Origin of the sequence: Bartonella sp. AP21QHHD, from assembly GCF_042196205.1 — a bacterium.
Classification (GTDB): Bacteria; Pseudomonadota; Alphaproteobacteria; order Rhizobiales; family Rhizobiaceae; genus Bartonella.
Window position 1 is genome coordinate 24239 of sequence record NZ_JBHIPT010000118.1, and the last position, 25273, is coordinate 49511.

At 37.3% G+C, this 25273-nt stretch carries 19 protein-coding genes and 1 pseudogene; all 20 read right to left on the reverse strand.

The genetic code is table 11. The features are described from left to right. Positions 1–572 precede the first annotated feature (572 nt). The 20 genes and pseudogenes from ACFIMC_RS08615 to ACFIMC_RS08710 all read right to left on the reverse strand — a co-directional run bounded on the left by ACFIMC_RS08615 (position 573) and on the right by ACFIMC_RS08710 (position 25261). Entirely contained in the window at positions 573–1412 is an 840-nt protein-coding gene (locus tag ACFIMC_RS08615) for a hypothetical protein (protein ID WP_375672025.1), read from the reverse strand. A gap of 259 nt (positions 1413–1671) precedes the next feature. Further along, on the reverse strand, positions 1672–5172 hold the full coding sequence (gene mfd / locus ACFIMC_RS08620; RefSeq protein WP_375672026.1) for a transcription-repair coupling factor: 3501 nt from the start codon (positions 5170–5172) through the stop codon (positions 1672–1674). Positions 5173–5177: 5 nt separating this feature from the next. Beyond that, a complete protein-coding gene (locus ACFIMC_RS08625) occupies positions 5178–5465 on the reverse strand; it encodes a succinate dehydrogenase assembly factor 2 (RefSeq protein ID WP_273791268.1) in 288 nt (95 codons plus the stop codon). Positions 5466–5530: 65 nt separating this feature from the next. Continuing rightward, positions 5531–6211, reverse strand: coding sequence for an ABC transporter ATP-binding protein (locus ACFIMC_RS08630; RefSeq protein WP_273791269.1), 681 nt, complete (start codon positions 6209–6211; stop codon positions 5531–5533). After that, positions 6211–7479, reverse strand: coding sequence for a lipoprotein-releasing ABC transporter permease subunit (locus tag ACFIMC_RS08635; RefSeq protein WP_375628078.1), 1269 nt, complete (start codon positions 7477–7479; stop codon positions 6211–6213). The genes ACFIMC_RS08630 and ACFIMC_RS08635 overlap by 1 nt, the downstream gene beginning before the upstream one ends. An 11-nt stretch (positions 7480–7490) precedes the next feature. Then, a complete protein-coding gene (gene proS / locus ACFIMC_RS08640; protein WP_375680899.1) occupies positions 7491–8816 on the reverse strand; it encodes a proline--tRNA ligase in 1326 nt (441 codons plus the stop codon). A 203-nt stretch (positions 8817–9019) separates the two neighbouring features. Then, entirely contained in the window at positions 9020–10696 is a 1677-nt protein-coding gene (locus tag ACFIMC_RS08645) for a ribonuclease J (RefSeq protein ID WP_375680900.1), read from the reverse strand. A 45-nt stretch (positions 10697–10741) separates the two neighbouring features. Then, on the reverse strand, positions 10742–11551 hold the full coding sequence (locus ACFIMC_RS08650; RefSeq protein WP_375636712.1) for a biotin--[acetyl-CoA-carboxylase] ligase: 810 nt from the start codon (positions 11549–11551) through the stop codon (positions 10742–10744). After that, complete coding sequence (gene nuoN / locus ACFIMC_RS08655; protein ID WP_375621227.1) at positions 11551–13005, reverse strand: NADH-quinone oxidoreductase subunit NuoN; 1455 nt, start codon at positions 13003–13005, stop codon at positions 11551–11553. The genes ACFIMC_RS08650 and nuoN overlap by 1 nt, the downstream gene beginning before the upstream one ends. Positions 13006–13022: 17 nt before the next feature. Continuing rightward, positions 13023–14492 carry an NADH-quinone oxidoreductase subunit M gene (locus ACFIMC_RS08660; protein WP_375636709.1) on the reverse strand — a complete coding sequence of 490 codons (1470 nt, stop codon included), beginning with the start codon at positions 14490–14492 and terminating at the stop codon, positions 13023–13025. After that, positions 14492–16456, reverse strand: coding sequence for an NADH-quinone oxidoreductase subunit L (nuoL, locus tag ACFIMC_RS08665; RefSeq protein WP_375613453.1), 1965 nt, complete (start codon positions 16454–16456; stop codon positions 14492–14494). Before nuoL ends, ACFIMC_RS08660 begins: the two co-directional genes overlap by 1 nt. Positions 16457–16462: 6 nt before the next feature. Then, on the reverse strand, positions 16463–16771 hold the full coding sequence (gene nuoK, locus ACFIMC_RS08670) for an NADH-quinone oxidoreductase subunit NuoK (protein WP_273791275.1): 309 nt from the start codon (positions 16769–16771) through the stop codon (positions 16463–16465). Positions 16772–16785: 14 nt separating this feature from the next. Continuing rightward, complete coding sequence (locus tag ACFIMC_RS08675; RefSeq protein ID WP_375611880.1) at positions 16786–17406, reverse strand: NADH-quinone oxidoreductase subunit J; 621 nt, start codon at positions 17404–17406, stop codon at positions 16786–16788. Between the two features lie 94 nt (positions 17407–17500). Continuing rightward, positions 17501–17992, reverse strand: coding sequence for an NADH-quinone oxidoreductase subunit NuoI (gene nuoI / locus ACFIMC_RS08680; protein ID WP_273723184.1), 492 nt, complete (start codon positions 17990–17992; stop codon positions 17501–17503). Between the two features lie 14 nt (positions 17993–18006). Continuing rightward, positions 18007–19053: an NADH-quinone oxidoreductase subunit NuoH gene (gene nuoH, locus ACFIMC_RS08685; protein WP_375632259.1), complete on the reverse strand. Its 1047-nt coding sequence runs from the start codon at positions 19051–19053 to the stop codon at positions 18007–18009. A 22-nt stretch (positions 19054–19075) separates the two neighbouring features. Continuing rightward, positions 19076–21145, reverse strand: coding sequence for an NADH-quinone oxidoreductase subunit NuoG (gene nuoG, locus ACFIMC_RS08690; RefSeq protein ID WP_375680901.1), 2070 nt, complete (start codon positions 21143–21145; stop codon positions 19076–19078). Between the two features lie 68 nt (positions 21146–21213). Beyond that, complete coding sequence (gene nuoF / locus ACFIMC_RS08695) at positions 21214–22518, reverse strand: NADH-quinone oxidoreductase subunit NuoF (RefSeq protein WP_375613456.1); 1305 nt, start codon at positions 22516–22518, stop codon at positions 21214–21216. 129 nt (positions 22519–22647) lie between these two features. Beyond that, positions 22648–23338 (reverse strand): annotated as a pseudogene (nuoE, locus tag ACFIMC_RS08700) (NADH-quinone oxidoreductase subunit NuoE). Further along, on the reverse strand, positions 23338–24528 hold the full coding sequence (locus ACFIMC_RS08705) for an NADH-quinone oxidoreductase subunit D (protein ID WP_375613457.1): 1191 nt from the start codon (positions 24526–24528) through the stop codon (positions 23338–23340). The pseudogene nuoE and the gene ACFIMC_RS08705 overlap by 1 nt, the downstream one beginning before the upstream one ends. Before the next feature lie 121 nt (positions 24529–24649). Further along, positions 24650–25261: an NADH-quinone oxidoreductase subunit C gene (locus tag ACFIMC_RS08710; protein ID WP_375680902.1), complete on the reverse strand. Its 612-nt coding sequence runs from the start codon at positions 25259–25261 to the stop codon at positions 24650–24652. Between the last annotated feature and the right edge of the window lie 12 nt (positions 25262–25273).

The window sequence follows — 25273 nt, forward strand, 5'->3', positions numbered from 1 at the left end:
ATAAATTTATGCTCATATATTATACATCTATTATTGCATCTCTGTACAAATATCATCTCTCAGCTTTATAACGTGAATAAAAAATGTAGCTTTTATCAATTTATTTTAAGTTATTTCTTAAATAAAGAATCTACTAAAATGATAAATTCTTTTCATCTTTCACAATATCAAAGATATAAATCGTTAATGATTTAAGTTTTAAGAAAAAAATGAATTAAAAATATCATTTTGTTTCTCTATATAACACAACTTAGAACTATAAAATATTTCTCTTATCGTATTAATGAAACAAGATTTATGATATGAGATGTATCGTCATTAAAATAATTAAACAGATAAAAATAAAAAACTACAAGCACAAAAAATTATGCATAAAAAGAAAACATAAAAAAGATATATGATTTTATTATTTAATAATATATTAAATCTTATATGATAAGAACAATAGATAATATCTTATGTGCATAAAATTACTTTATTATAAATAATAATTAAAAACAAAAAATTAAAATATATTTTAACTATTATTTAGTATATAATATTAATTTCTCTGTATTTATATGAGTAAATTTTTAATTGAATAATTCTTCAACATGAAAACGTATACGATCTATAATATTCTTTTTCTTGTTTGGAAGCATTATATTATGTACTTCTTTAATGGTATTACAAAGCTTAGGTGCACTTTTTACAAACCAATTATCTTCTGTAAGACTATTTTTTATATCGTCAAATATTTGTTTTTCATAACTATAAGAGCCATCTGTTAATAATTCTTTAATATCCCTGACTAAACTAGGACTTATTGAATTATTTGCGCCTTTAGCCCAACTAAAATCTTTATCTTTCCAATCAAAATCTTTGCGCAAAATAGCACCTATATCACTTTGCAATATATCCGCTAACGTATTGCAAGCAATAATAAATATGAGATAATTTTTCATTATCTCATCATCACCTCCACTTTTCTCATTCATTCCCCATTCATTAAACGTTTGAGTTTTTTTTAAATAATCTTTTGCTTTAATCAACTTTTCTTCATACTCCCCTACTTCATACTCTCTCGCTATATGTATTCTAGAGATAATTTTTTGTTTTTTTTCAGCTAGATCCTGTAATTTCGAACCAAGATTATAATATTCATCCTTCAGAGTTTTCAGTTTTTTATATAACTTATTCCGTTCCTGTAAACGCTCATAGTATTCTGCTTTAGAAATATTTTTTTTCCAAATATCCAAATGAGATATACTTTCTTCAATAAATTGTATGCTCTCTTTAATATTCTTTCTTTTGTTTTTTAAATGTTGGTATTGTTCATCAGAAGATAACTCAGCATAAGCGTTTTTTACGCCATATATTAAAGTGAGTAACAAAAAAACGATAGTTAGACACTTTTGTAATGAAGAAAGCATGCTATCTTTACCTAAATTCTTTCTAAAAAATTTACAGGAGCTTATTAGCTTATTATATGCAAGTGCTATTTAATGCGGTTAAACCGTCTAATCTATTTCCTTCATTGTATCAATACGTATATAATAAAAACAAAATAAATATATAAGGGCTCTTTATTATAAACTTAAATTTTATTCTTATACAAAATCAATAACTGTTTGTTTTTATAGAATGATTTTATAAAAATGAGTAATAATTCTAAAATAATAAAGATATTTTTTAAACAGAATGTTGTTCTGCCATTTCGACAAGCTGTGTTATAATATTCGCTGCTCCAACAAGCCTTTCATCCGCTGTGGACCAATCACGAATAAGAGCAATACTTTGATCTGGTCGGATTTTTGCCATTGAACCTTGTTTTCCCACCCACTGAACAAGAGCAACACTATTTGCGAAATAGTTATTACGAAACTGTATGACAATCCCCTTTGGTCCAACATCTAATTTCTCTACATGTGCTTTTCGACACAATGTTTTAATATGAAAGACTTTAAGAAGATGTTGAACCTCAAGGGGCAAAGGACCAAAGCGATCAATTAACTCCGCTGCAAATTCATCAATTTGTTCTAAACCATCAAGTTCTGTTAAACGACGATAAAGTCCCATACGTAATGATAAGTCAGGCACGAAACTTTCTGGTATCATCACTGTTGTACCAAGGGAAATTTGAGGTGACCATTGCTTATCTTCATTTAGCTCTCCATCTTTTAATTCAGCAACAGCTTCTTCAAGCATTTTTTGATAGAGTTCAAATCCAACTTCTTTGATATGCCCCGATTGCTCTTCACCTAAAAAATTGCCTGAACCGCGGATATCCATGTCATGGCTTGCCAATTGAAAACCGGCCCCTAAGGTGTCAAGAGATTGTAACACTTTAAGACGGCGATCAGCAGCAGTTGTTAAAACTTTACCAGCAGGAAATGTAAAGAGAGCATACGCACGTTGTTTTGAACGTCCTACCCTACCACGTAACTGATAAAGGGCAGAAAGACCAAACATCTCAGCACGATGCACAATTAGGGTATTGGCTGTTGGAATATCAAGACCTGATTCAATAATGGTTGTTGAGAGCAGCACATCATATTGTCCATCATAAAATGCATTCATGATATCATCAAGTTGTCCAGCCGGCATTTGTCCATGAGCCACAACGAATTTCAGTTCTGGCACATGTGTTTTGAGATATTCTTCTACAAAAGCCAGATCAGAAATACGAGGACAAACATAGAAACTTTGTCCACCACGATAATATTCTCGAAGCAGGGTCTCTCGTATAACAAGTGCATCAAAGGGTGAAATAAAAGTACGAACCGCCATTCTATCAATGGGGGGGGTTGTTATCAATGAAAGTTCACGTACACCCGATAAAGCTAACCCTAAAGTGCGTGGTATGGGAGTTGCTGAAAGTGTGAGAACATGAATATCACTTTTAAGCTCTTTTAAACGCTCTTTGTGTTTGACACCAAAATGCTGTTCCTCATCAATGATAAGAAGACCTAACCGTAAAAAATTAACTGCACCACTTAATAATGCGTGGGTTCCAATGACAATATCGATTGTACCATCTGAAACACCTTTTTTTACTCGTGCAAGTTCTTTCGCTTTTACAAGCCTCGAAGCATGTCCAATTTTAACCGGTAATCCTTGAAAACGCGAAATAAATGTTTTGTAATGTTGACGTGAAAGCAAAGTTGTCGGTACAACAACAGCAACCTGATATCCATTTAATGCTGCAACAAAAGCACTTCGAATGGCTACTTCAGTTTTTCCAAAACCAACATCACCGCATATCAAGCGATCCATCGGCTTGCCTGAGGCTAGATCGTCCAAAACAGCATCAATTGCATTCATTTGATCTTCCGTTTCTTCATAGGGAAAGCAAGCAACAAACTCATCAAATGGTCCAATTGGTGGAAGTAAAGCAGGCGCAGCACGAGTCATACGCTCTGCAGCTATACGGATTAATTGCCCTGCCATTTCCAATAAATGTTTTTTAAGCCGAGCTTTACGTGCTTGCCAAGCAACACCTCCTAATTTATCTAAAGTTACCTCTGTTCCTTCTGAGCCATAACGTGAGAGAAGCTCAATATTTTCAACAGGTAAAAAGAGTAAATCACCTCCAGCATATCTAATTTCAAGGCAGTCTCGTAAAATTCCAGTGGTTCTGATGGTTTTAAGACCAACAAATTGGCCAATACCGTGGTCGATATGCACAATAATATCACCAGAATTTAAAGCAGAAATTTCAGAAATAAAATTTGTATTATTCTTACGCCGCTTTGGCGATCTTATAAAACGATCGCCAAGGATATCTTGCTCTGCTATAATAGCCAAATCTTCAGCCACAAAACCATGTTCTATCATGATAACAGCTGCTAATATGCGATCCCGAGGTGTTGCTTTGACAGTTTGCAAAGATTTTGCAACATCTATTTTTTTCAATCCATGCTCATCGAGAACTTGTAACAAACGATTGAGAGATCCTTCACTCCAACACGCTAAAAGCACTTTTTTACCAGCAGTGCGTAAAGATGCGATATGATCAATAACACTTGAAAAAACATTTTTTTCCTGCGCATTACGCTCTTTTACAAAATCATATCCTTGTTTAACATTGGTGTGAATAACAGTTTGTTCCAAACTTTGTGGAACATTAAAAGGAGAAAAATCAATACGCTGTGAAGATTGTTGCGCACCTTCCAAAACACGCTCTGGCGTTAAATAAAAAAGACTAGGATCTATTGGATGATAAGAAGTAGAATTTTTTTCATCACTTTCGCGCTCTTTGCGCGCATTATAATAGTCTTCAATAAGACGATAGCGCTCAATGAAGACTTCTTCTATGAGATGCTCAAAAACTATCGGTAAGTTGCCACAATGATCAAAAAAGCTATCAAGGTTTTCATAAAAAAATGGAAGCCAATGTTCCATACCGGCAAAACGCCGACCTTGAGAAATTGCTTCATAAAGCATGTTATTTTTTTGTGACACACCAAATGTACGGGTATAATTGCTTTTAAAACGACTGATGCGTTCTGGTGTAAGAACAACCTCACTCATTGCCTGTAATAAAAGTTCAGTTTTTTGGCCTGTTGTCCTTTGACTTTCTGGATCAAATACGCGGATACTTTCTAGGGTATCTCCAAAAAAATCAAGGCGTAAAGGTTCAACATCCATCGGAGAAAAGATATCAAGTATTCCTCCTCTTACAGCAAACTCACCAACATCACGGACAACCGTAACGCGTTCAAAACCATTGGTTTCTAGAAATTGAATAAGATTTCCCATGTTATTGCGCTGGCCAACACGTGCGTGAATAAGCTGAGCTTCTATCATTTCACGAGGAGGCAACTTTTGCATAATTGCATTTGCTGTTGTTAATATAATTGCAGAATATGGATCTTTCCGTAAATTTGCTATGTGTGCCAATGTTGATAGTCGACGTGCCATAACAGCAATTCCTGGTGATACGCGATCATAAGGCAAACAATCCCATGCAGGAAATTGAAGTACGGGTAAATTGGGTTCAATAAAATTTAAAACTTGTTGTAAATGCGCAATTTTTGTTCCGTCACGGACAACATAGATGAGCGGTTTACCTTGTGCAATTTCTGAACTTAATTTAGCAAGCGCAAAGGCTTCAAATCCATCAGTAACGCCATCTAAAATCATACGAACAGAATTATTTTTTGGAATAACAATTTTTTTAAATATAGGCATCGGGATTAATAACTTAAGCAAGTACGATAATTGGCAATATCACGGAAAAGTGGACTATCAACTTCAGAGGGGGGCAAAATTTCTCCAGTAATCCATGTGAGTAAATCACGATCATCAAAAGACATAATATACTCAAGCTCAGAGAGCGTTCTATCATTCATCCCAGTAATATGAGCATCGACATAATGTCCAAAAATGAGATCCATTTCACGAATACCGCGATGCCATGCACGAAAAATCAATCGACGACGACGAGCATCTAATTGATTTTTGTCAACGACAAAAACTGTCATAAAAAATCTCCTTGAATAAAGTAATATAAACTATTCAATTAGTCGTATAAAATTTTTACCTTGCTTTAAGGAAGTTCTATAATCTTTTGTTCTTTAAGTGTAATTCGACGATGCATTTGCTTAGCCAAAGCGTAATTATGTGTTGCAATAAGAGCAGAAAGACCAGACTGACGAACAAGGATAGATAAAGCTTGAAAGACATAAGCTGAAGTTACTGGATCAAGATTTCCTGTAGGTTCATCAGCCAAAAGAACCGAAGGGCCATTTGCTACTGCACGTGCAATAGCAACACGTTGTTGTTCTCCTCCCGATAACTCTGAGGGACGATGGTTCGCACGATGAGAAACACGCAGATACGTCAATAATTTGCGCGCACGATCTTCTGCTATAGATTTTTTTAATCCTGCTATCATTTGGGGTATCATGACATTTTCTAACGCCGTAAACTCTGGAAGTAAATGATGAAATTGATAAACAAAACCAATATCATTTCGTCTTATAGCTGTTCGCTCACTATCAGAGCGCTTTGCACAAGAAACACCCCGTAACATCACATCACCAGCTGTTGGTTTTTCTAATAATCCAGCAATATGAAGAAGTGTTGATTTTCCAGCACCAGATGGTGCAACAAGTGCGACAAGCTCTCCACGATTAAGAATAAAATTCGCTTTATCTAAAACAATGAGTGGCTTATGACTCTCGAAAAAGTGTCTTTCAATCTCTACAAGCTCTAAAATAGCTGTCATTATTCATACCTCAAAGCTTGTACGGGATCTAGCTTAGCAGCACGCCATGCCGGAATGAGAGCAGCAAGAAACGACAAGAATAAAGCCATCATAGCAACCAAGATGGTCTGTTTCCACTCAATTTGTGCAGGCAATTTTGTTAAAAAATAAAGTTGAGGATTAAAAACGTCGACATTAAATAACCAAGATATAAAATCTTGGATATGATTAATATTCGCGGTCGCGATAACACCTAAAACTAAACCCAATATAGTTCCAATAAAACCAATCATCATTCCTGTAATGATAAATATACGCAAAATCGCACTCTGTTGAGCCCCCATCGTGCGTAAAATTGCAATATCATGACTTTTATCTTTTACAAGCATAATCAGCCCTGAAATAATATTTAAAGCAGCAACAAGAACGATCAGAGAAAGAATGAAAAACATAACATTTCGTTCAATCTGTAAGGCTGAAAAAAAAGCCTGATTGCGTGTACGCCAATCAATTAAATAGACCTGTTGTTCAACTACTTTTTCTACAACAGGTTTTATTTGATCAACAGCATCAGGATCATTTAGAAATAATTCCAAAGACTGAACCTTATCTCCCAAATTAAAAAACATTTGTGCTTCATGGAGAGGCATAAAGATAAATATTGAATCATATTCAGACATACCAACTTCAAAAATAGCAACGACTTTATAAGCTTTCACACGTGGGGTAACGCCAAAAGGAGTCTCATCACCATCTGGAGTAATAATACGAATATCTCTTCCAACTGTCAGTCCTAATTTTTCTGCTAAGCCACTTCCAATTGCAACACCTTCTTCTTGATCAAACCGAGAAATCGATCCTAATTTAATGTTTTGAGAGACTGTTTTAAGCTTTTCTAGATCTTGTTTGCGCATACCACGAACTAACGCGCCAGAGCCACCTTGAACTTCACCTTGAACAAGCGCTTGACCTTCAATAACAGGTAAAGCAAACTTCACACCATTTGTAGTTTCTAAAGAAGAAATAAGAGTCTTATAATCAGAGAAACCAGAATCAACTGTTTGAATAATAAGATGCCCATTCATACCAAGAATACGATTGAGAAGTTCTGTACGAAAGCCATTCATCACCGCCATAACAACAACCAGAGCAAATACGCCCAACATAATCCCAATAAGAGAAATAATTGAAATAACAGATGCAACGACATGTTTTTTATTGGGAATCATATAACGAAAAGCGATCATCCACTCATAAGATGAAAAGCATTTTTTTTTCAGCCTCTTCATAATATTTCCTATTAAATTATAGAAAGTTGGCTGAGCACATCTTCAACCTTTAGAGATTTTTTTATTCCTGTTTTTCGATCTTTAATTTCAACTTCATTTTGTGCAATACTGTTAGGACCAACAATGATTTGCGTTGGCAAACCAATCAAATCCATTGTTGCAAATTTTGATCCAAGGCGTTCATTTCTATCATCTAATAACGGATCAAAACCAACCTTCTTTAATCCCTGATAGAGAAACTCACATGCCTGTGTGCATTTTTCATCATCGGGCTTCATATTGATAATCCCAAAATCAAACGGTGCCATAAACTTTGGCCAAATAATACCATTTTCATCATGAGAAGCCTCAATAGCGGCCGCAACAAGACGCGAAGGCCCAATACCATAAGATCCCATAGAGACCACATGCTCTTTTCCATCTTGTCCCATAACTTTTGCTCCCATTGGAGCAGAATATTTAGTACCAAAGTGGAAAATATGCCCTACTTCAATACCACGCGCTGAAAGACGATTATGATCAGAAACTTTAGCCCACTCCTCTTCATTATGCATTTCTTCCGTTGCTGCATAAAAAGATGTCCATTGCTTAACAATATCATCTAAAACAGCTTTATCACTAAAATCGATTGAACTATCAGGAACGGTAAGTTCAAGAAATTGTTTATCACAGAAGATAGCACTCTCTCCTGTTTCAGCCAAAATGATAAATTCATGACTGAGTTCCCCCCCTATTGGACCTGTATCTGCACGCATAGGAATTGCTTTTAAGCCAAGGCGAGAAAAAGTGCGTAAATAAGCAACAAACATACGATTATAAGATGTTTCAGAGCCTTCATAATCAAGATCAAAAGAATAAGCATCTTTCATTAAAAATTCTCGTGCTCGCATCACACCAAAACGTGGACGAATTTCATCACGAAATTTCCATTGAATATGATATAAATTAAGCGGAAGATCTTTATAAGAACGAACATAAGAGCGAAAAATATCTGTTACCATCTCTTCATTGGTTGGACCATAAAGTAAATCACGCTTTTGACGATCTTTAATGCGGAGCATTTCCAAACCATAATCATCATAACGACCGCTTTCACGCCAAAGATCAGCAGACTGAATTGTAGGCATCAATATTTCTATTGCACCCGCACGTTCTTGCTCTTCACGAATAATTTTACAAACTTTATCAAGCACTTTTTTTCCCAAAGGAAGCCAAGAATAAATCCCTGATGTTTGTTGTCGAATCATTCCAGCGCGCAACATGAAGCGATGAGAAACAATTTCTGCTTCTTTAGGATTCTCTTTTAAAAGTGGAAGGAAATATTGAGAAAGACGCATTGAAATAATTAACTCCTAATCAGATCTATCATATCGGAACAATTTATCACACCCTCTATTCATCTATAGCCGCATTCTGAATACTTGCAAATATAACGATCTTATCATTTAAAAATTTATTGTGCTTTATTCTCTATTTTTCTTATTTAGCAATAAAATAAAAATGCTCTTCTCTTTTTAAATAACGTAATAGGAAAGTTCTTTTATTTTGACCGATGTAAAAAAACTGTACAGATAGGTTTTTTTTGCCAAATTTCATGAACAGCCGCTCTTACTGCACGTCGTGTTGCCTCTCGAATAAGTTCATTATTTTTCTGTTTCATGCGTGGGATATTATAAACTGTATTTTCTACGATATCTAAAAGAATATCTTTTAAACTTTCCCCCTTTCCATTACTTTCAGGTAACCCGAATGTTGTTAGACCTATATCCCCTAATAATTCATGCTTACTATTTATATGGAGAGAAATAGTAACATGACCAGCATAACTTAGTTTGCGGCGTTCACGAATCCCTAATTCATCTTCATCTCCAATTAGGCAACCATCCTTATAGATGCGGCCAACAGGAACTTGATCAATAACTTCTACAGGCTCTGGTGCAAGACGTAACATATGGCCATTTCTGATATCCATAACAGTTTTAATACCCGCTTGACGTGCTAAAGTTGCCTGAGCCTTAAGATGCATTGCTTCCCCATGTACAGGGACAAGTATTTGTGGCTTTATCCAATCATACATCTGTAAAAGTTCTGAACGACGGGGATGACCTGAAACATGAACAAGTGCATCTTCATTCGTAATAATTTTAATACCCAAATCAATGAAACGATTTTGTACCTCAATAATCGCTTTTTCGTTTCCTGGAATACTTCGTGATGAATAAATAACGGTATCACCAGTGGAAAGTGCAATATTTTTCATTCCATCACGTGACAGTTTAGCCAAAGCAGCACATGGCTCACCTTGGCTCCCTGTGACAATTAAAACAAGATCTTTTCGCGAGATGTAGCCATAATCATCTTCCGTTACAAATGGTGCTAAACCATTCATATAACCAAGCTCTTGTGCAACCATAATACTTCGCTTAAGGGAACGCCCAATGACAAGCACCTTACGTCCAGCAGCTTCAGCTGCAAGAGCAATAGAACGTATCCGACCAATATTAGAAGAAAAAGTTGCTATCGCAACGCGCCCTTCAGCTTTAGAAATAATCTCTGAAAGACTGGCTTGAACTTGCTGTTCTGAAGGAGAGATACCATCCCGACATGCATTTGTGGAATCACAAAGTAATGCTAAAACACCTTTTTTGCCTAAAGCACGAAATCTTTTTTCATCGGTTACAGCCCCGAGTGAAGGGGTATGATCAATTTTCCAATCACCAGTATGAATCACAGTCCCCAAAGAGGTTGTAATTGCTAAAGATACAGATTCTGGTATTGAATGGTTAACGGCTATAGCCTCTACAGCAAAGGAACCTACCTGAAAACAATCACCAGCTTGAAAAATATTGAGTAAAATTTTTTGAGATTCAAAATCTAATTGTTTTTTAGTTTCCAATAATCCTGCCGTAAAAGGCGTACAGTAAATCGGCACTTGTAACTTTGGACATAAATCAAGAACGGCCCCATAATGATCTTCATGTGCATGTGTTAAAACAAGACCCCGTATATTGTGTTTTTCACTTTCTAGAAAACGAATATCAGGCAAAACAAGATCGACACCTGGTAATTCAGAACCAGCAAAACTAATCCCCATATCAACCAGCAGCCATTCACGAAGATATTGGGGACCAAATCCGTAAGCAGCTAAATTCATCCCTATTTCACCTACACCTCCCAGAGGTAAAAAAACAAATTCACATCTATTGGCTGCAACCATAAACATCTCCCAAATCATTAAGGTATCTGATGATAAAATAATTTTTCAATAACGGCCTGCATTAACAGAATCAGCCAAACCAAAATGAACATCCCCAGCTGTTATAATGGCTGTCTGACCGTCTTTTCGCTTTATGATGCAGTTAAAATCACTATCAAGACCATCAAAAATACCCTCAATGACTTTTTCATCATTCACCACTTTGACATGTTTCCCAAGATGAGCGGAATATAAAAGCCATTTTTTTCGGATTATTTCACATCCTTTTGGTTGTTTCCAAAGAAGGTAATTTTTAGAAAAACACTCCGTCAAAACCGTAAATAATTGTTCTGCATCAATACGCAACCCGATATTCTTTAAGCTTGAAGTGGAATAGGGCGCATCTTCATAATTATATTTCACATTTATTCCAATACCAATAACCAAAGCATATTGTTGTGATGACAATTTTAAAATCTCAAGCAAAACTCCAGAGCTTTTTTCTCCTCTGAGCAAAATATCGTTTGGCCATTTTAAGCTCACAATATTGTTTGTCTGCTTTTCCTCTTTTATCAATTGTTTTATTACCTCTGCCACACTTACTCCAGCAACAAAACCAAGTTGAGCCGCAGTTTGATGAACAATATCATCAACTAATAAAAGACTAGAATAAAGGTTCCCTTTTGGACTAGACCAAGTCCTCCCTCTTCTTGCTCTTCCCTGTGATTGTTCTTGTGCAACAATCCAAAGATTACCTTGATGACCAGTTTGCGCTTTTCGTTGCGCAATGAGATTTGTTGAATCAACACTATCGTACGCTTCAACAGTGTATCCCTGTTTTTGTGCAAAATCTGATAAAGTATAAACCATATTCATTAAAACAATGCTGTTGCTGCTTTTTCTGCTAGCTCAGCGAACCAAACTCCAAAAAGCGCGTAAAATAAAATAAAGAATACAGAAAGACCAAGACAAAATTGAAGCTCTTTCGATAAAGCAACAAAATGCGCTTGTGCATCATCAAACCACATAATTTTAATGACTCGCAAATAGTAAAAAGCCCCAACGACAGACGCTATCATCCCAACGACAGCAAGTGGCGTAAGTCCAGCGTGGACAGCAGCAGAAAAGGTATACCACTTTCCAAAAAAACCAGCCATAGGTGGTATACTGGCTAAAGAGAAAAGCTGTATTGTCATCACAACAGCCATAAACGGATTCGTCTTTGCTAACCCTGAAAGATCATAAATATTTTCAACATTTCCATTCTGAGAGCGCATTCCAAGAATAAAGGCAAATGAACCAAGCGTCATTCCAAGATAAATAGTCATATAAAGGATAACGCTTTTTATCCCAAGCATATCTCCAGCAGATAAACCAACAAGTGCATAACCCATATGACTGATCGACGAATAAGCCATTAAGCGCTTAATATTATTCTGACCGATTGCAGCAAAAGCACCCAGTATCATTGATGCAATCGCCATGAACACCAAAATTTGTTGCCATGCAGGCATCACGTTATCAACACGCCCTAGGGGAATAAAGGTCACCACAATAATACGGATGATTAAAGCCATTGCAGCAACTTTAGGGGCACCAGCAAAAAATGCTGTAATCGGTGTGGGCGCTCCTTCATAAACATCAGGTGTCCACATATGAAACGGAACAGCAGAAATTTTGAAAGCCAAACCAGCTAAAATAAAGACAATTCCAAAAATGACCCCCAATTGTACATTTTTGCCCTTTAAAGCAAGAGCAATTTCGTGAAAACCAATTTGACCGGTAAAACCATAAAGCAAAGAAATACCATAAAGAAGCAACCCTGAAGATAATGCTCCTAAAACAAAGTATTTTATACCGGCTTCAGAAGATTTTACATTATTACGATTAATCGCTGCTAAAACATATAAAGCTAAAGATTGCAGCTCTAACCCCATATAAAGCGACAGCATATTACCCGCTGAAATCATAAACATCATTCCAAGGGTTGCTAAAAGAACAAGTACTGGAAACTCAAATATATTAAACTTTTGTGCATTGGCAAAACCAACAGACATGATAAGAGAAAAGAGTGCACCAATAAGCATTAAAATTTTCATATAACGACTAAAGGAATCGATAACGAGCGCATTGGTTTGAAATGAACCATTTTTCGGAAAAATTATAAGAATAATAATGGTTGCCACAAGAATTGCTATGGCTAAACCTGTCACTGTTAAAGAAGCACGTGTATTGGAATAAACACCAATCATAAGCAGCACGACAGCTCCTAATGCAATTAAAAGCTCTGGAAGAATTAAGACTAATTGCGCTATTATTTCAGTTTGCATGTGCATTCTTCCCTTATCTAGTGCAGTTTATTGATGAGGGTTTCTACGGAAAACGCCGTTGCCTTAAGAATAGGCGTTGGATAGATACCAAAGAATATTGTAAGAATAACCATTGGATAAAGGAGGAATTTTTCTCTTAAAGAAAGATCTATTAATACTTTTAAATTCTCTTTATCCAAGGAACCAAAAACCACACGCCGATAAAGATAAAGGGCATAGGCTGCCGATAAGATAACACCTGTTGTTGCTAAAACAACAACCAATTTATTTACTTGAAAAACACCTATTAAGGTTAAAAATTCACCCAAAAATCCTGAGCTTCCAGGCAAACCAACATTTGCCATGGTGAAAATTAAGAAAACAACAGCATATTTAGGCATATTATTCACTAAACCACCAAACGCTGAAATTTCACGTGTATGCAAGCGATCATAGATAACCCCAACACAAAGAAACAATGCTGCTGAAACAATTCCATGGGATAGCATCTGATAAATAGCCCCTTGTATCCCCTGTTCATTCACAGAAAAAATACCCATCGTTACATATCCCATATGCGCTATTGAGGAATATGCAATAAGTTTTTTGATGTCACTTTGAACAAGTGCAACCAGTGATGTATAAATAATAGCGATAAGCGATAATGTGAAAACAAAAGGCGCAAAATCTGCTGAAGCGATAGGAAACATAGGTAAAGAAAAACGAAGAAAACCATACCCACCTAATTTAAGTAAGACACCAGCTAAAATAACAGAACCCGCTGTCGGTGCTTCTACGTGAGCATCAGGGAGCCATGTATGAACTGGCCACATTGGCATTTTAACTGCGAAAGAAGCAAAAAATGCAAGCCATAGCCATATTTGCATATGAGCAGGAAACTGATAATTGAGTAAAGTTGGTATATCAAGTGTCCCAGCCTCCCAATACATAACCATAAGAGCAACCAGCATAAGCACTGAACCAAGTAAAGTATATAAGAAAAACTTTATACTTGCATAAACACGACGTGCTCCTCCCCATACACCTATAATGATAAACATTGGAATGAGGCTGCCTTCAAAAAAAACATAGAATAGCATTGCATCAAGAGCACAAAAAACACCAATAATCGCAACTTCTAGAAGAAGAAACGCAATCATATAGGCTTTTAATCTCTCTTTAACATTCTCCCAACTTGCTAAAATACAGAAAGGCAAAAGAAAAGCCGAGAGAACAACAAAAAGAATAGAAATACCATCGACCCCCATATGATAGCTAATACCACCCCCTAACCAACTGGATTTTTCAACCATTTGAAAATTTTGGTTGCTAGAATCAAATCCTATCCAAATAATTAAAGAAATAATAAAAACAAATAGAGTCGTAAAAAATGCGACATTACGTATATTATGGCGTGCTACTTCACTATCATCTTTGATAAACAAAATCAGAAGAACACCAACAAGCGGCAAAAATGTAACCGTAGAAAGAATAGGCCAATCGGTCATTAGTTTACGCCCCCGATCATCATCCATGTAATGAGCAATGCAACGCCGATAAGCATTGCAAATGCATAGTGGTAAAGATAGCCTGTTTGCATTCGAACAACTCTATTTGTAATATCAACAACACGCGCTGCAATACCATTGGGACCTAGACCATCAATAATCTTACCGTCTCCCACTTTCCAAAGAAAAGAACCAATTCTAAAGGTAGGACGAACAAATAAAAAGTTATATAATTGATCGAAATACCACTTTTGGTAAAGAAAGTGATACACTCCTGGCATAATACGCGCCATTTTCTTGGGAAGAGAGGGAGCCACAATATAAAATAAATAAGCCAACATAAACCCAAGAATCATTGCTATAAAAGGCGACCATTTTACCCAATTAAAAACATGGTGAGCATCATGAAGAATATGATTATGGCTGCTTGTAAACAATGCTCCCTTCCAAAAAGCATTATACAAGTCACCAAAAAAGTAAGGTTGGAAAACGACACCAGAAAATATTGCTCCAATAGATAAAAGAAAGAGTGGAATCAACATAACTGGAGGCGATTCATGAACATGATGCATCACATCAACTGTTGCCCGTGGTTTACCATGGAATGTCATAAAGATAAGTCGCCATGAATAGAAACTTGTTAAAAAGGCAGCAAAAACAAGAAGATAAAAAGCATATCCTGAAGCAATATTATGAGATGCAAAAGCAGACTCTATAATCGCATCTTTTGAGAAAAAACCTGCAGTCCCGAAAAGTGTTCCTGGAATTCCAACTCCGGTCAAGGCAATGGTCCCGACCATCATCATCCAATAGGTGACCTTTATATGTTTGCGTAACCCACCCATTTTTCGCATATCTTGTTCATCAGATACAGCATGAATCACAGAACCTGCACCAAGAAACAATAAGGCTTTAAAAAAAGCATGCGTAAAAAGATGAAAGACAGCAGCGCCATAAGCTCCAACACCTAATGCCACAAACATATAACCAAGTTGAGAGCATGTAGAATAAGCAATAACACGCTTAATATCATTCTGCACCAACCCCACAGTTGCTGCAAAAAACGCTGTTGTTGCACCAACAATAATAATCACGGTCAAAGCAGTTGAAGAAAGTTCAAAAATTGGCGACATACGCGCAATCATAAAAACACCAGCCGTTACCATTGTAGCGGCATGAATAAGCGCTGATACAGGGGTTGGCCCTTCCATTGCATCAGGCAGCCAAGTATGTAAAAGAAATTGTGCGGATTTTCCCATCGCACCAATAAATAATAAAAGACATGTAATGGTAATTGCCGTCTGCCCATCAAATTGCCAATCTAAAAATGTCATATTTTGTATAAAGCTCTTGTCGGCAGCTTTTGCAAAAATAGAGGCAAAATCAACCGATTGGAACAAAACAAAAATACTAAAGATTCCTAAGAGAAAACCAAAGTCTCCAACACGGTTAACTACAAAAGCTTTCATTGCGGCCTTATTAGCAGAATCGCGCTGAAACCAAAAACCAATGAGTAAATAAGAAGCAAGTCCGACACCTTCCCATCCAAAAAACATCTGAATCAAATTATTGGATGTGACCAACATAAGCATCATAAATGTAAACAAAGAAAGATAAGAAAAAAAACGAGACCTTGAAGGGTCATGGTGCATATAACCAATTGAATAAATATGCACTAATGCCGAAACACTATTCACAACAATAAGCATGACAGCTGTTAATGCATCAACATGTAAAGCCCAATTAAAGCTTAAGTCACCAACAGTCATCCAATGTAATACCAATACATCAATCGCTGGAATATGACCAAGTGCAGTACTGAAAAATGCTATCCACGATAATATGGCAACAACAACCATAAAGCTACATGTTATCAATTCACTCGCACGATCTCCTATCGTTTTTCCACCTAGTGCAGCAATTAAAAAACCCAAAAGCGGAAGAAAGACAATCGTATAATACATCACTGGTTAGCCTTTCATTACATTAACATCTTCAACCGCAATGGAACCACGATTACGGAAAAAAACGACCAGAATTGCTAAACCAATGGCAGCTTCAGCAGCTGCTACGGTTAAGACAAATAAAGCGAATACCTGACCAACGAGATCATGAAGAAATGCTGAAAATGCAACAAAATTGAGATTAACTGAAAGCAATATAAGCTCAATGGACATCAAGATAATAATCACATTTTTTCTGTTGAGAAAAATTCCAGCAATACCAATTGTAAACATCAAAGCAGAAACAGTGAGATAATGTGTAATATCAATATACATCTGCATAGCCCCCCTTACATACCTTTGCCTGATTCAACTTGTTTGATTTCAATGGCACTTTCTACCGTTCTAGAAACTTGCTCCGCAATAGATTGCCGCTTTACTCCTAATTTATGACGAAGTGTTAAAACAATAGCTCCAATCATTGCAACCAATAAAATCATTCCAGCAATTTGAAAATAGAAAACATAATCCGTATAGAGAATATCACCTAATGCTTGTGTATTTGTTCGCTGCGCTAAATCTGGCATTGGTTGCGTAACATGCGTTCTCAAGACTGGAGAAAAATAGCTACTCATAAAAACAACAATCAATTCTACAGCGATAATAACACCAATAAGAGCTCCAATAGGAGCATACCGAAGAGTTCCACTCTTTAACTCAGCAAAATCAACGTCAAGCATCATAACGACAAATAAAAATAAAACAGCGACAGCTCCAACATACACAACAAGCAGAATAAGCCCTAAAAACTCTGCTCCTGCAAGTAAAAACAAAGCTGCTGCATTAAAAAATGCGAGGATTAAAAACAAAACAGAATGCACTGGATTGCGTGCTGTAATAACAATAACTGCACTTGTTAGCATAATAAAAGCAAACAAATAGAAAAATGCCGCCGCTAGATCTGTTAGCATAGGCTTCTCCTTAATTATTCAAACAATTGGTATAAACTTCATACCAGATTACAATTTATCGGAAAAATATCCGACACCTCATTTAACGATACACTTAACGATAAGGCGCATCCATCAATATATTTCGAGCAATTTCTCGCTCCCAGCGATCTCCATTCAATAAAAGTTTTTCTTTATCATAATAAAGTTCTTCACGTGTTTCCGTCGCAAACTCAAAATTTGGACCTTCGACAATAGCCTCAACCGGACAGGCTTCTTGACAAAAACCACAGTAGATACATTTAACCATGTCTATATCATAACGGACAGTTCTACGTGTACCATCATTGCGCCGTGGCCCAGCTTCAATTGTAATCGCTTGAGCAGGACAAATCGCTTCACATAATTTACAAGCAATACACCGTTCTTCACCATTTGGATAGCGACGCAATGCATGCTCACCACGAAAACGCTGAGATACAAAACCTTTTTCATAAGGATAATTAATCGTGGGTTTTGGTGAAAAAAATTGACGCATAGCTAAGAAAAAAGCACTCACAAATTCCAATAGAAGAAGTGACTTTGCCGCCTGAATAAAACCTGACATCGTAAAATCTCCTCTTAAACGAAATCCGTAAACTTTAAAAAAGCAGCAGTTATCACAACCATTGCTAGTGAGAGAGGAAGAAAAACCTTCCAACCAAGCCGCATGAGCTGATCATAGCGATAACGTGGAACAAATGCTTTAACCATAGCAAACCAAAAAAATACAAAACAGACTTTTAAAACAAACCAAATGATACCAGGAACCCAATTAAGCCACCAAACATCTAAGGGAGGCAGCCAACCGCCTAAAAATAGAATGGTTGTTAATGCGCACATTAAAACAATCGCAACATATTCACCTAGAAAGAAGAGCATGTAAGGCGTTGAAGAATATTCTACCATATGACCAGCAACAAGTTCGGATTCTGCTTCCACCAAATCGAATGGAGGACGGTTTGTCTCTGCAAGCGCAGAAATAAAAAATATAATAAACATTGGAAAAAGGACCAACCAATTCCAATCGAGAAAACTGTTAAAAGGAAGACCAAGAGTTGTACCAAGCCCGTGCGTTTGTTTAAAAACAATTGTTGTGAGATCTAACGAACCACTTATTAAAATGACAGTCACAAGCACAAAACCAATGGAAACTTCATAAGAAACCATTTGTGCCGCCGAACGAAGAGCTCCTAAGAAAGGATATTTTGAATTTGATGCCCATCCCCCCATAATAACACCATAAACTTCAAGAGACGAAATGGCTAAAATATAAAGCAAGCCAACATTAATCTTTGCAATCTCCCAACCCTCATTGACAGGAATAACAGCCCAAGTTGATAAAGCAAGTGTCGCTGAAACAAAAGGAGCCAAAAGAAAAACACCCTTATTTGCACCTGCAGGGATAATAGGCTCCTTAACAACAAATTTAATTAAATCTGCAAAAGACTGTAACAAACCCCATGGTCCAACAACGTTTGGTCCACGACGCAATTGTACCGCTGCCCAAATTTTTCTATCTGCATAAAGAAGATAAGCAACTAAGACCAAAAGAACGACCAAAAGAAGAAGTGTTTTTCCGATTATAATGAGTAATGGCAACAGCCAAGTCATAAAGAAATCATACATCATTATTCCTTTTCCTTTGCCCTTACTTTACTGTTTGTGTAGCACGGTTTTTTGCAAGAGATGAACATTCAGCCATAACAGCAGAAGCACGTGCTATCGGATTTGTTAAATAAAAATCTTTAACCATAGAAGTAAATGCTTGACTCTCGAGAGAAACCATTTTTGAACCAAGCGCCTTAAGACCACTTATATCAGAAGGCACTATATCATCAACAGCACAAAGGTGTGGATAATCATTAAACAAGCATTGCCTTAATTGAAAAAGAGAATCAAAAGGGAGCTTTTGTCCTAAAATATCCGATAAAGCACGCAAAATAGCCCAATCTTCTTTTGCTTCACCTGGAGCAAAACCAGCCCGATTTGTCATTTGAACACGTCCTTCTGTATTCACATAAAGCCCTGATTTTTCAGTGTAAGCAGATGCAGGCAAAATAACGTCAGCAGCATGTGCACCATTATCACCATGGCTCCCAATATAAACTGTAAAAGCTTTTGTATTGGCTAATTCTACTTCATCAGCACCAAGCAAAAATAGAACTTCACAGGTTTTAAGTATATTTGCAACCCCAAGCTTAGAAGTAAAGCCTATGTCCAACCCTCCAACAATCGAAGCTGCATTATGAAGAACCCCAAACCCATTCCATGTCTCACTAAGAGCACCTATATTATCAGCTAATTTAGCAAGACTTTTTAAAACAGATAAACCTTCACTTCCTGAAACCGCTCCCTCTCCGATAAGAATAAGGGGCCTCTTCGCTTCTTTTAAGACATTAAAAAAAACATCCTCTCCACGAATAAGTGTCGTTAATGTATCACTCCCAGATCCAAGGTAAGAATAAGGATAACGTAAATCGACTTTCTCTCCAATTAATGCAATAGGAAAATTGCCCATCCGTTGGCGCTTTAAAATACGCGCATTTAAAACAGCTGCTTCATGACGTGGATTAGATCCCACAATAAGCAGTGCATCAGCCTGTTCAATACCTACAATTGTAGGATTAAAAATATAACTCGAGCGCCCAAACTCTGGCGATAAAGCCCCCCCTCTTTGACGACAATCAAAAAGCTTTGAGCCCAAAGAACTCAATAATGCTTTAAGGGCATACATTTCTTCAACAGAAGCAAGATCCCCCGCAATGGCTCCAATTTTTTCTGGAAAAATTTTAGAGATTACCATTTTAATTTTTGCAAAAGCTTCTGTCCAACTGACAGGTTGAAGCTTTCCATCTTTGCGTACATATGGCTTATCAAGCCGCTGAGTCCGTAATCCATCCCAAATAAAACGCGTTTTATCAGAGATCCATTCCTCATTTACATCTTCATTCGTACGCGGCATAATCCGCATAACTTCACGGCCGCGGCTATCAATACGGATAGCACTACCAAGCGCATCCATCACATCAATCGATTCCGTTTTTACCAATTCCCACGGACGGGCATGAAACGCATAAGGTTTTGAAGTTAGAGCTCCCACTGGACAAAGATCAATAACATTTCCCTGTAATTCAGATGTCATAGCTTTTTCAAGATACGTCGTAATTTCAGCATCTTCACCACGACCGATCAAACCAAGCTCAGAAATACCTGCAACTTCCGTTGTAAAACGAACACACCGTGTACAATGAATACACCGTGTCATAACAGTTTTGACAAGAGGTCCAATATATTTATCTTCTACAGCACGTTTATTTTCTGTATAACGAGAACAATCTCGTCCATAAAGCATTGCTTGATCTTGAAGATCACACTCTCCCCCTTGATCACACACTGGACAATCCAAAGGATGATTAATGAGAAGAAATTCCATAACACCTTCACGTGCTTTTTTTACCATCGGTGTATTGGTAAAAATCTCAGGTGCCTCACCGTTAGGCCCTAATCGTAAATCACGAACCCCCATAGCACAAGAAGCCTGAGGTTTTGGTGGACCACCCTTAACCTCAACTAAACACATACGACAATTTCCAGCAATTGACAAAGATTCATGAAAACAAAAACGTGGAATTTCTGCCCCAGCCGCCTCAGCAGCCTGAAGCAACGTGTAGTAATCAGGAACTTCAATCTCTTTGCCATCAACTTTGATATTTATCATCACCCATCCAACCTGCGGATAACCCACTTAAAATTTGCATTCGGTCGTTCTTAAAACAAAATCCTTTATTAAACCGCTTCTAAAGCAATATTTTTGCTTTGGACTACATTTCGCGTGTATTCATCAATTCTACGCTCGATTTCTGGACGAAAATTACGTATCAACCCCTGTACAGGCCATGCGGCAGCATCACCAAGCGCACAAATAGTGTGTCCTTCAACCTGTTTAGACACTTCAAACAAAAGATCAATCTCGCGTTTTTGCGCTCTTCCCTCAACCATACGCCCTAAAAGACGCATCATCCATCCCGTCCCCTCACGACACGGTGTACACTGACCACAACTCTCGTGCTTGAAAAAAGCAGCTATACGCCAAATTGCCTTGATAATATCGGTTGATTTATCCATAACAATCATTCCCCCTGTGCCAAAAGAAGACCCGACATCTCGCATCCCATCAAAATCCATGATCGCATCGATCATATCCTCACCACGAACGACTGGACAAGAAGCCCCCCCTGGAATAACTGCTAAAAGATTATTCCATCCACCACGAACACCACCCGTATGTTTTTCAATTAATTCACGGAATGAAACACCAAGAGCGTCTTCAAATGTACAAGGTGCATTAACATGCCCTGAAACCATAAATAATTTCGTTCCAACATTATTTGCTCGTCCGATTGATGAAAACCACGAAGCACCCCGCCGCAAAATCGTTGGAACAACGGCAATAGACTCTACATTATTTACTGTTGTTGGACAGCCATAAATCCCCATATTGGCAGGAAATGGTGGTTTAAGCCGAGGTTGTCCCTTTTTTCCCTCAAGACTTTCAAGAAGAGCTGTTTCTTCACCACAAATATAAGCACCCGCTCCATGATGAATAACAATATCACAAGCATGCCCATATTTCGTTTTTTTGCCAAGTAAACCCGCATCATAGCATTCATCAACGGCAGCTTGAAGCGCTTCACGTTCACGAATATATTCACCACGAATATAAATAAAAGCAACATTGGCTCCCATAGCAAAAGTAGCGATTGCACATCCTTCAATCAAAGTGTGGGGGTCATGACGTAAAATATCACGGTCTTTACAAGTTCCAGGTTCAGATTCATCGGCATTGACAACCAAATAATGAGGACGCCCATCATTCTGCTTTGGCATAAAGGACCACTTCATTCCAGTAGGAAAACCAGCACCACCACGACCGCGTAAACCCGATGCCTTCACTTCATCAATGATCCAATCACGACCTTTGTCAATCATTTCTTTCAGACCATTCCAATGCCCACGCAACATCGCAGCCTTTAATGATTTGTCTTTTAAACCATAAATATTGGTGAAGATACGATCTTTATCAGCTAGCATACCCCACCTTTTTTTCTATTACCCATAGCATTTTCTGCTTTTCCTCAAATGCAATTTTTAAATATCTTTTCAAGATTTCTTACTTTTCGTTAAATGTTGCCATCATGGGTAGAATAATAAAATATTTTCTCAAGAAAAATACTTAATTATGTTCCCCATTCTTTCCTTATCCTTTTTTGGTGAAGACTTGAGAGATCTTTTTTTCTTTCTCATCATCAATAAGAGAAGTTAAACCACTAATCGGTTCCGACGATTTACGACTATTTTGCGGACCAACCTCTATCTCAGAACCCTTACCTGCTTCAAATGCATCAATAATTTCTTCAAGGCGTTCAGCTGTAAGATCTTCATAAGTATCTTTAAAAATCATAACCATCGGAGCATTCACACAAGCACCAAGACACTCCACCTCTTCCCATGATAAGGTTCCATCCTGATTGGTCGCAAAAGGTTCATGATGAATTTTTTTCTGACAAACTTTAATCAATTCATCAGAACCACGTAACATACAAGGCGTTGTACCACAAACTTGAATATGCGCTTTTGTTCCAACAGGCTTAAGCTGAAACTGAGTATAAAAAGTAGCAACTTCTAAGACACGGATATAAGCCATGGAAAGAATCTGAGCAATATGCTCAATCGCAGCACGTGTCACCCAACCATCTTGCTCTTGAGCACGCATTAATAATGGAATTACAGCAGACTGCTGACGCCCTGCAGGATATTTTTTTATGGTATTTTTTACCCATATCTGATTTTCTTTTGTAAAAGAAAACTCAGCGGGCTGATAAACATCATCTGCAAGACGGCGTACGGACATTAGCGATCAACCTCCCCAAAAACAATATCAATCGAACCCAAAATAGCTGTAGCATCTGCTAACATATGACCTCTGGTTAAAAAATCCATAGCTTGGAGATGAGCAAACCCAGGAGCACGCAACTTGACACGATAAGGCTTATTGGTTCCATCAGAAACAAGATAAACACCAAACTCACCCTTCGGAGCTTCCACAGCAACATATACTTCTCCAGGAGGTGTATGAAAACCTTCCGTATAGAGTTTAAAGTGATGAATCAGTGCTTCCATCGAGCTTTTCATTTCACTCCGCGTCGGTGGTACAATTTTGCGATCCAAGCTCGAAACTGGTCCATTTTTTTCAGTACTCAGTAAACGTTCCACACATTGGCGCATAATTTTCGCTGATTGACGCATTTCTTCCATACGAATAAGATAGCGATCATAACAATCGCTATTTTTACCTATAGGAATATCGAATTCCATTTCATCGTAACATTCATAAGGCTGACTTTTACGCAAATCCCATGGAACACCAGCTCCACGAATCATAACCCCAGAAAAACCGCGTGCCCAAGCTTCATCAATACTTACAACGCCAATATCCACATTACGCTGCTTAAAAATCCGATTTGGGGTCACAAGCGCGTCAAGTTTTCCGAGAGAAACAAGAAATGGATCAATAAAATCACCAATATCCTCAACTAAAGATTCTGGTAAATCTTGATGCACGCCACCAGGACGAAAATAATTTGCATGAAGACGAGCACCACAGGCACGCTCATAAAAAATCATCAATCTTTCACGTTGCTCAAATCCCCAAAGCGGTGGTGTTAAAGCACCAACATCCATTGCCTGTGTCGTTACATTAAGCAAATGATTAAGAATACGCCCAATTTCAGAAAACAAAACACGTATTAATTGCCCTCTTTTAGGAACTTTTATATCTAATAACTTTTCAATAGCAAGAACAAAAGCATGTTCCTGATTCATAGGAGCAACATAATCCAAACGATCTAGATAAGGACCAGCTTGGAGATAAGTCTTTGTTTCCATTAATTTTTCAGTACCGCGATGCAACAACCCAATATGTGGATCTACACGCTCAACAACTTCACCGTCCAGCTCCAGAACCATGCGCAAAACCCCATGCGCGGCAGGATGCTGCGGACCAAAATTGATATTAAAGTTTCGAACATTGACCTCAGCCACAATCAACCCCTTGCTTTTTAAAAAACTTCATATCAAATATCAAAAAAATCTATCACGCTAAAAAATATTTAATTATTTAAGAAATACAGTACCCTAATATAATGCCTTATCAAAACCAATATTATTTTTTTTCATCTGCTTTCCCATCACATGGCAAAGTATACTGTCCTCCTTCCCAAGGAGAAAGAAAATCAAAATTACGCATCTCTTGGCGCAAAACAACAGGCTCATAAATCACCCTCTTTGCTTCATTATCATAACGGCATTCAACAAATCCTGTCACAGGAAAGTCTTTGCGTAAAGGATATCCTTCAAACCCATAATCTGTTAAAATCCGTCTCAAATCCGGATGTCCTGAAAATAAAATCCCATACATATCATACGTTTCACGTTCATACCACTCTGCGCCAAGATAAACTGTACAAGCTGAAGCAACAGGAGTATTTTCATCAGTACGAACCTTTACACGTAAGCGTAAATTCTCACGAGGAGATAACAATTGGTAAGAAACATCAAAGCGCTTATCGCGAGAAGGATAATCCACACCACTAATGTCTGTAAGATTAATAAATTGACAACGAGAATCATCACGAACAAACATTAAGACATCGATAATTGCATCAAGACGTGCCACAATGGTCAATTCACCAAAAGCAAGAACAGTCTCTTCAAGCTTATTTTTTAATTTGTTTTCCAAATAAGCAGCAAGCTCAACCAATGTTTCATCCACCATGACAAGAAAACT

Excerpts from the sequence above, each read along its gene's own strand:
- ACFIMC_RS08615 (WP_375672025.1), bottom strand. The coding sequence starts at position 1,412 with ATGCTTTCTTCATTACAAAAGTGTCTAACTATCGTTTTTTTGTTACTC.
- mfd (WP_375672026.1), bottom strand. The coding sequence starts at position 5,172 with ATGCCTATATTTAAAAAAATTGTTATTCCAAAAAATAATTCTGTTCGT.
- ACFIMC_RS08625 (WP_273791268.1), bottom strand. The coding sequence starts at position 5,465 with ATGACAGTTTTTGTCGTTGACAAAAATCAATTAGATGCTCGTCGTCGT.
- ACFIMC_RS08630 (WP_273791269.1), bottom strand. The coding sequence starts at position 6,211 with ATGACAGCTATTTTAGAGCTTGTAGAGATTGAAAGACACTTTTTCGAG.
- ACFIMC_RS08635 (WP_375628078.1), bottom strand. The coding sequence starts at position 7,479 with ATGAAGAGGCTGAAAAAAAAATGCTTTTCATCTTATGAGTGGATGATC.
- proS (WP_375680899.1), bottom strand. The coding sequence starts at position 8,816 with ATGCGTCTTTCTCAATATTTCCTTCCACTTTTAAAAGAGAATCCTAAA.
- ACFIMC_RS08645 (WP_375680900.1), bottom strand. The coding sequence starts at position 10,696 with ATGGTTGCAGCCAATAGATGTGAATTTGTTTTTTTACCTCTGGGAGGT.
- ACFIMC_RS08650 (WP_375636712.1), bottom strand. The coding sequence starts at position 11,551 with ATGAATATGGTTTATACTTTATCAGATTTTGCACAAAAACAGGGATAC.
- nuoN (WP_375621227.1), bottom strand. The coding sequence starts at position 13,005 with ATGCAAACTGAAATAATAGCGCAATTAGTCTTAATTCTTCCAGAGCTT.
- ACFIMC_RS08660 (WP_375636709.1), bottom strand. The coding sequence starts at position 14,492 with ATGACCGATTGGCCTATTCTTTCTACGGTTACATTTTTGCCGCTTGTT.
- nuoL (WP_375613453.1), bottom strand. The coding sequence starts at position 16,456 with ATGTATTATACGATTGTCTTTCTTCCGCTTTTGGGTTTTTTAATTGCT.
- nuoK (WP_273791275.1), bottom strand. The coding sequence starts at position 16,771 with ATGTATATTGATATTACACATTATCTCACTGTTTCTGCTTTGATGTTT.
- ACFIMC_RS08675 (WP_375611880.1), bottom strand. The coding sequence starts at position 17,406 with ATGCTAACAGATCTAGCGGCGGCATTTTTCTATTTGTTTGCTTTTATT.
- nuoI (WP_273723184.1), bottom strand. The coding sequence starts at position 17,992 with ATGTCAGGTTTTATTCAGGCGGCAAAGTCACTTCTTCTATTGGAATTT.
- nuoH (WP_375632259.1), bottom strand. The coding sequence starts at position 19,053 with ATGTATGATTTCTTTATGACTTGGCTGTTGCCATTACTCATTATAATC.
- nuoG (WP_375680901.1), bottom strand. The coding sequence starts at position 21,145 with ATGATAAATATCAAAGTTGATGGCAAAGAGATTGAAGTTCCTGATTAC.
- nuoF (WP_375613456.1), bottom strand. The coding sequence starts at position 22,518 with ATGCTAGCTGATAAAGATCGTATCTTCACCAATATTTATGGTTTAAAA.
- ACFIMC_RS08710 (WP_375680902.1), bottom strand. The coding sequence starts at position 25,261 with ATGGTGGATGAAACATTGGTTGAGCTTGCTGCTTATTTGGAAAACAAA.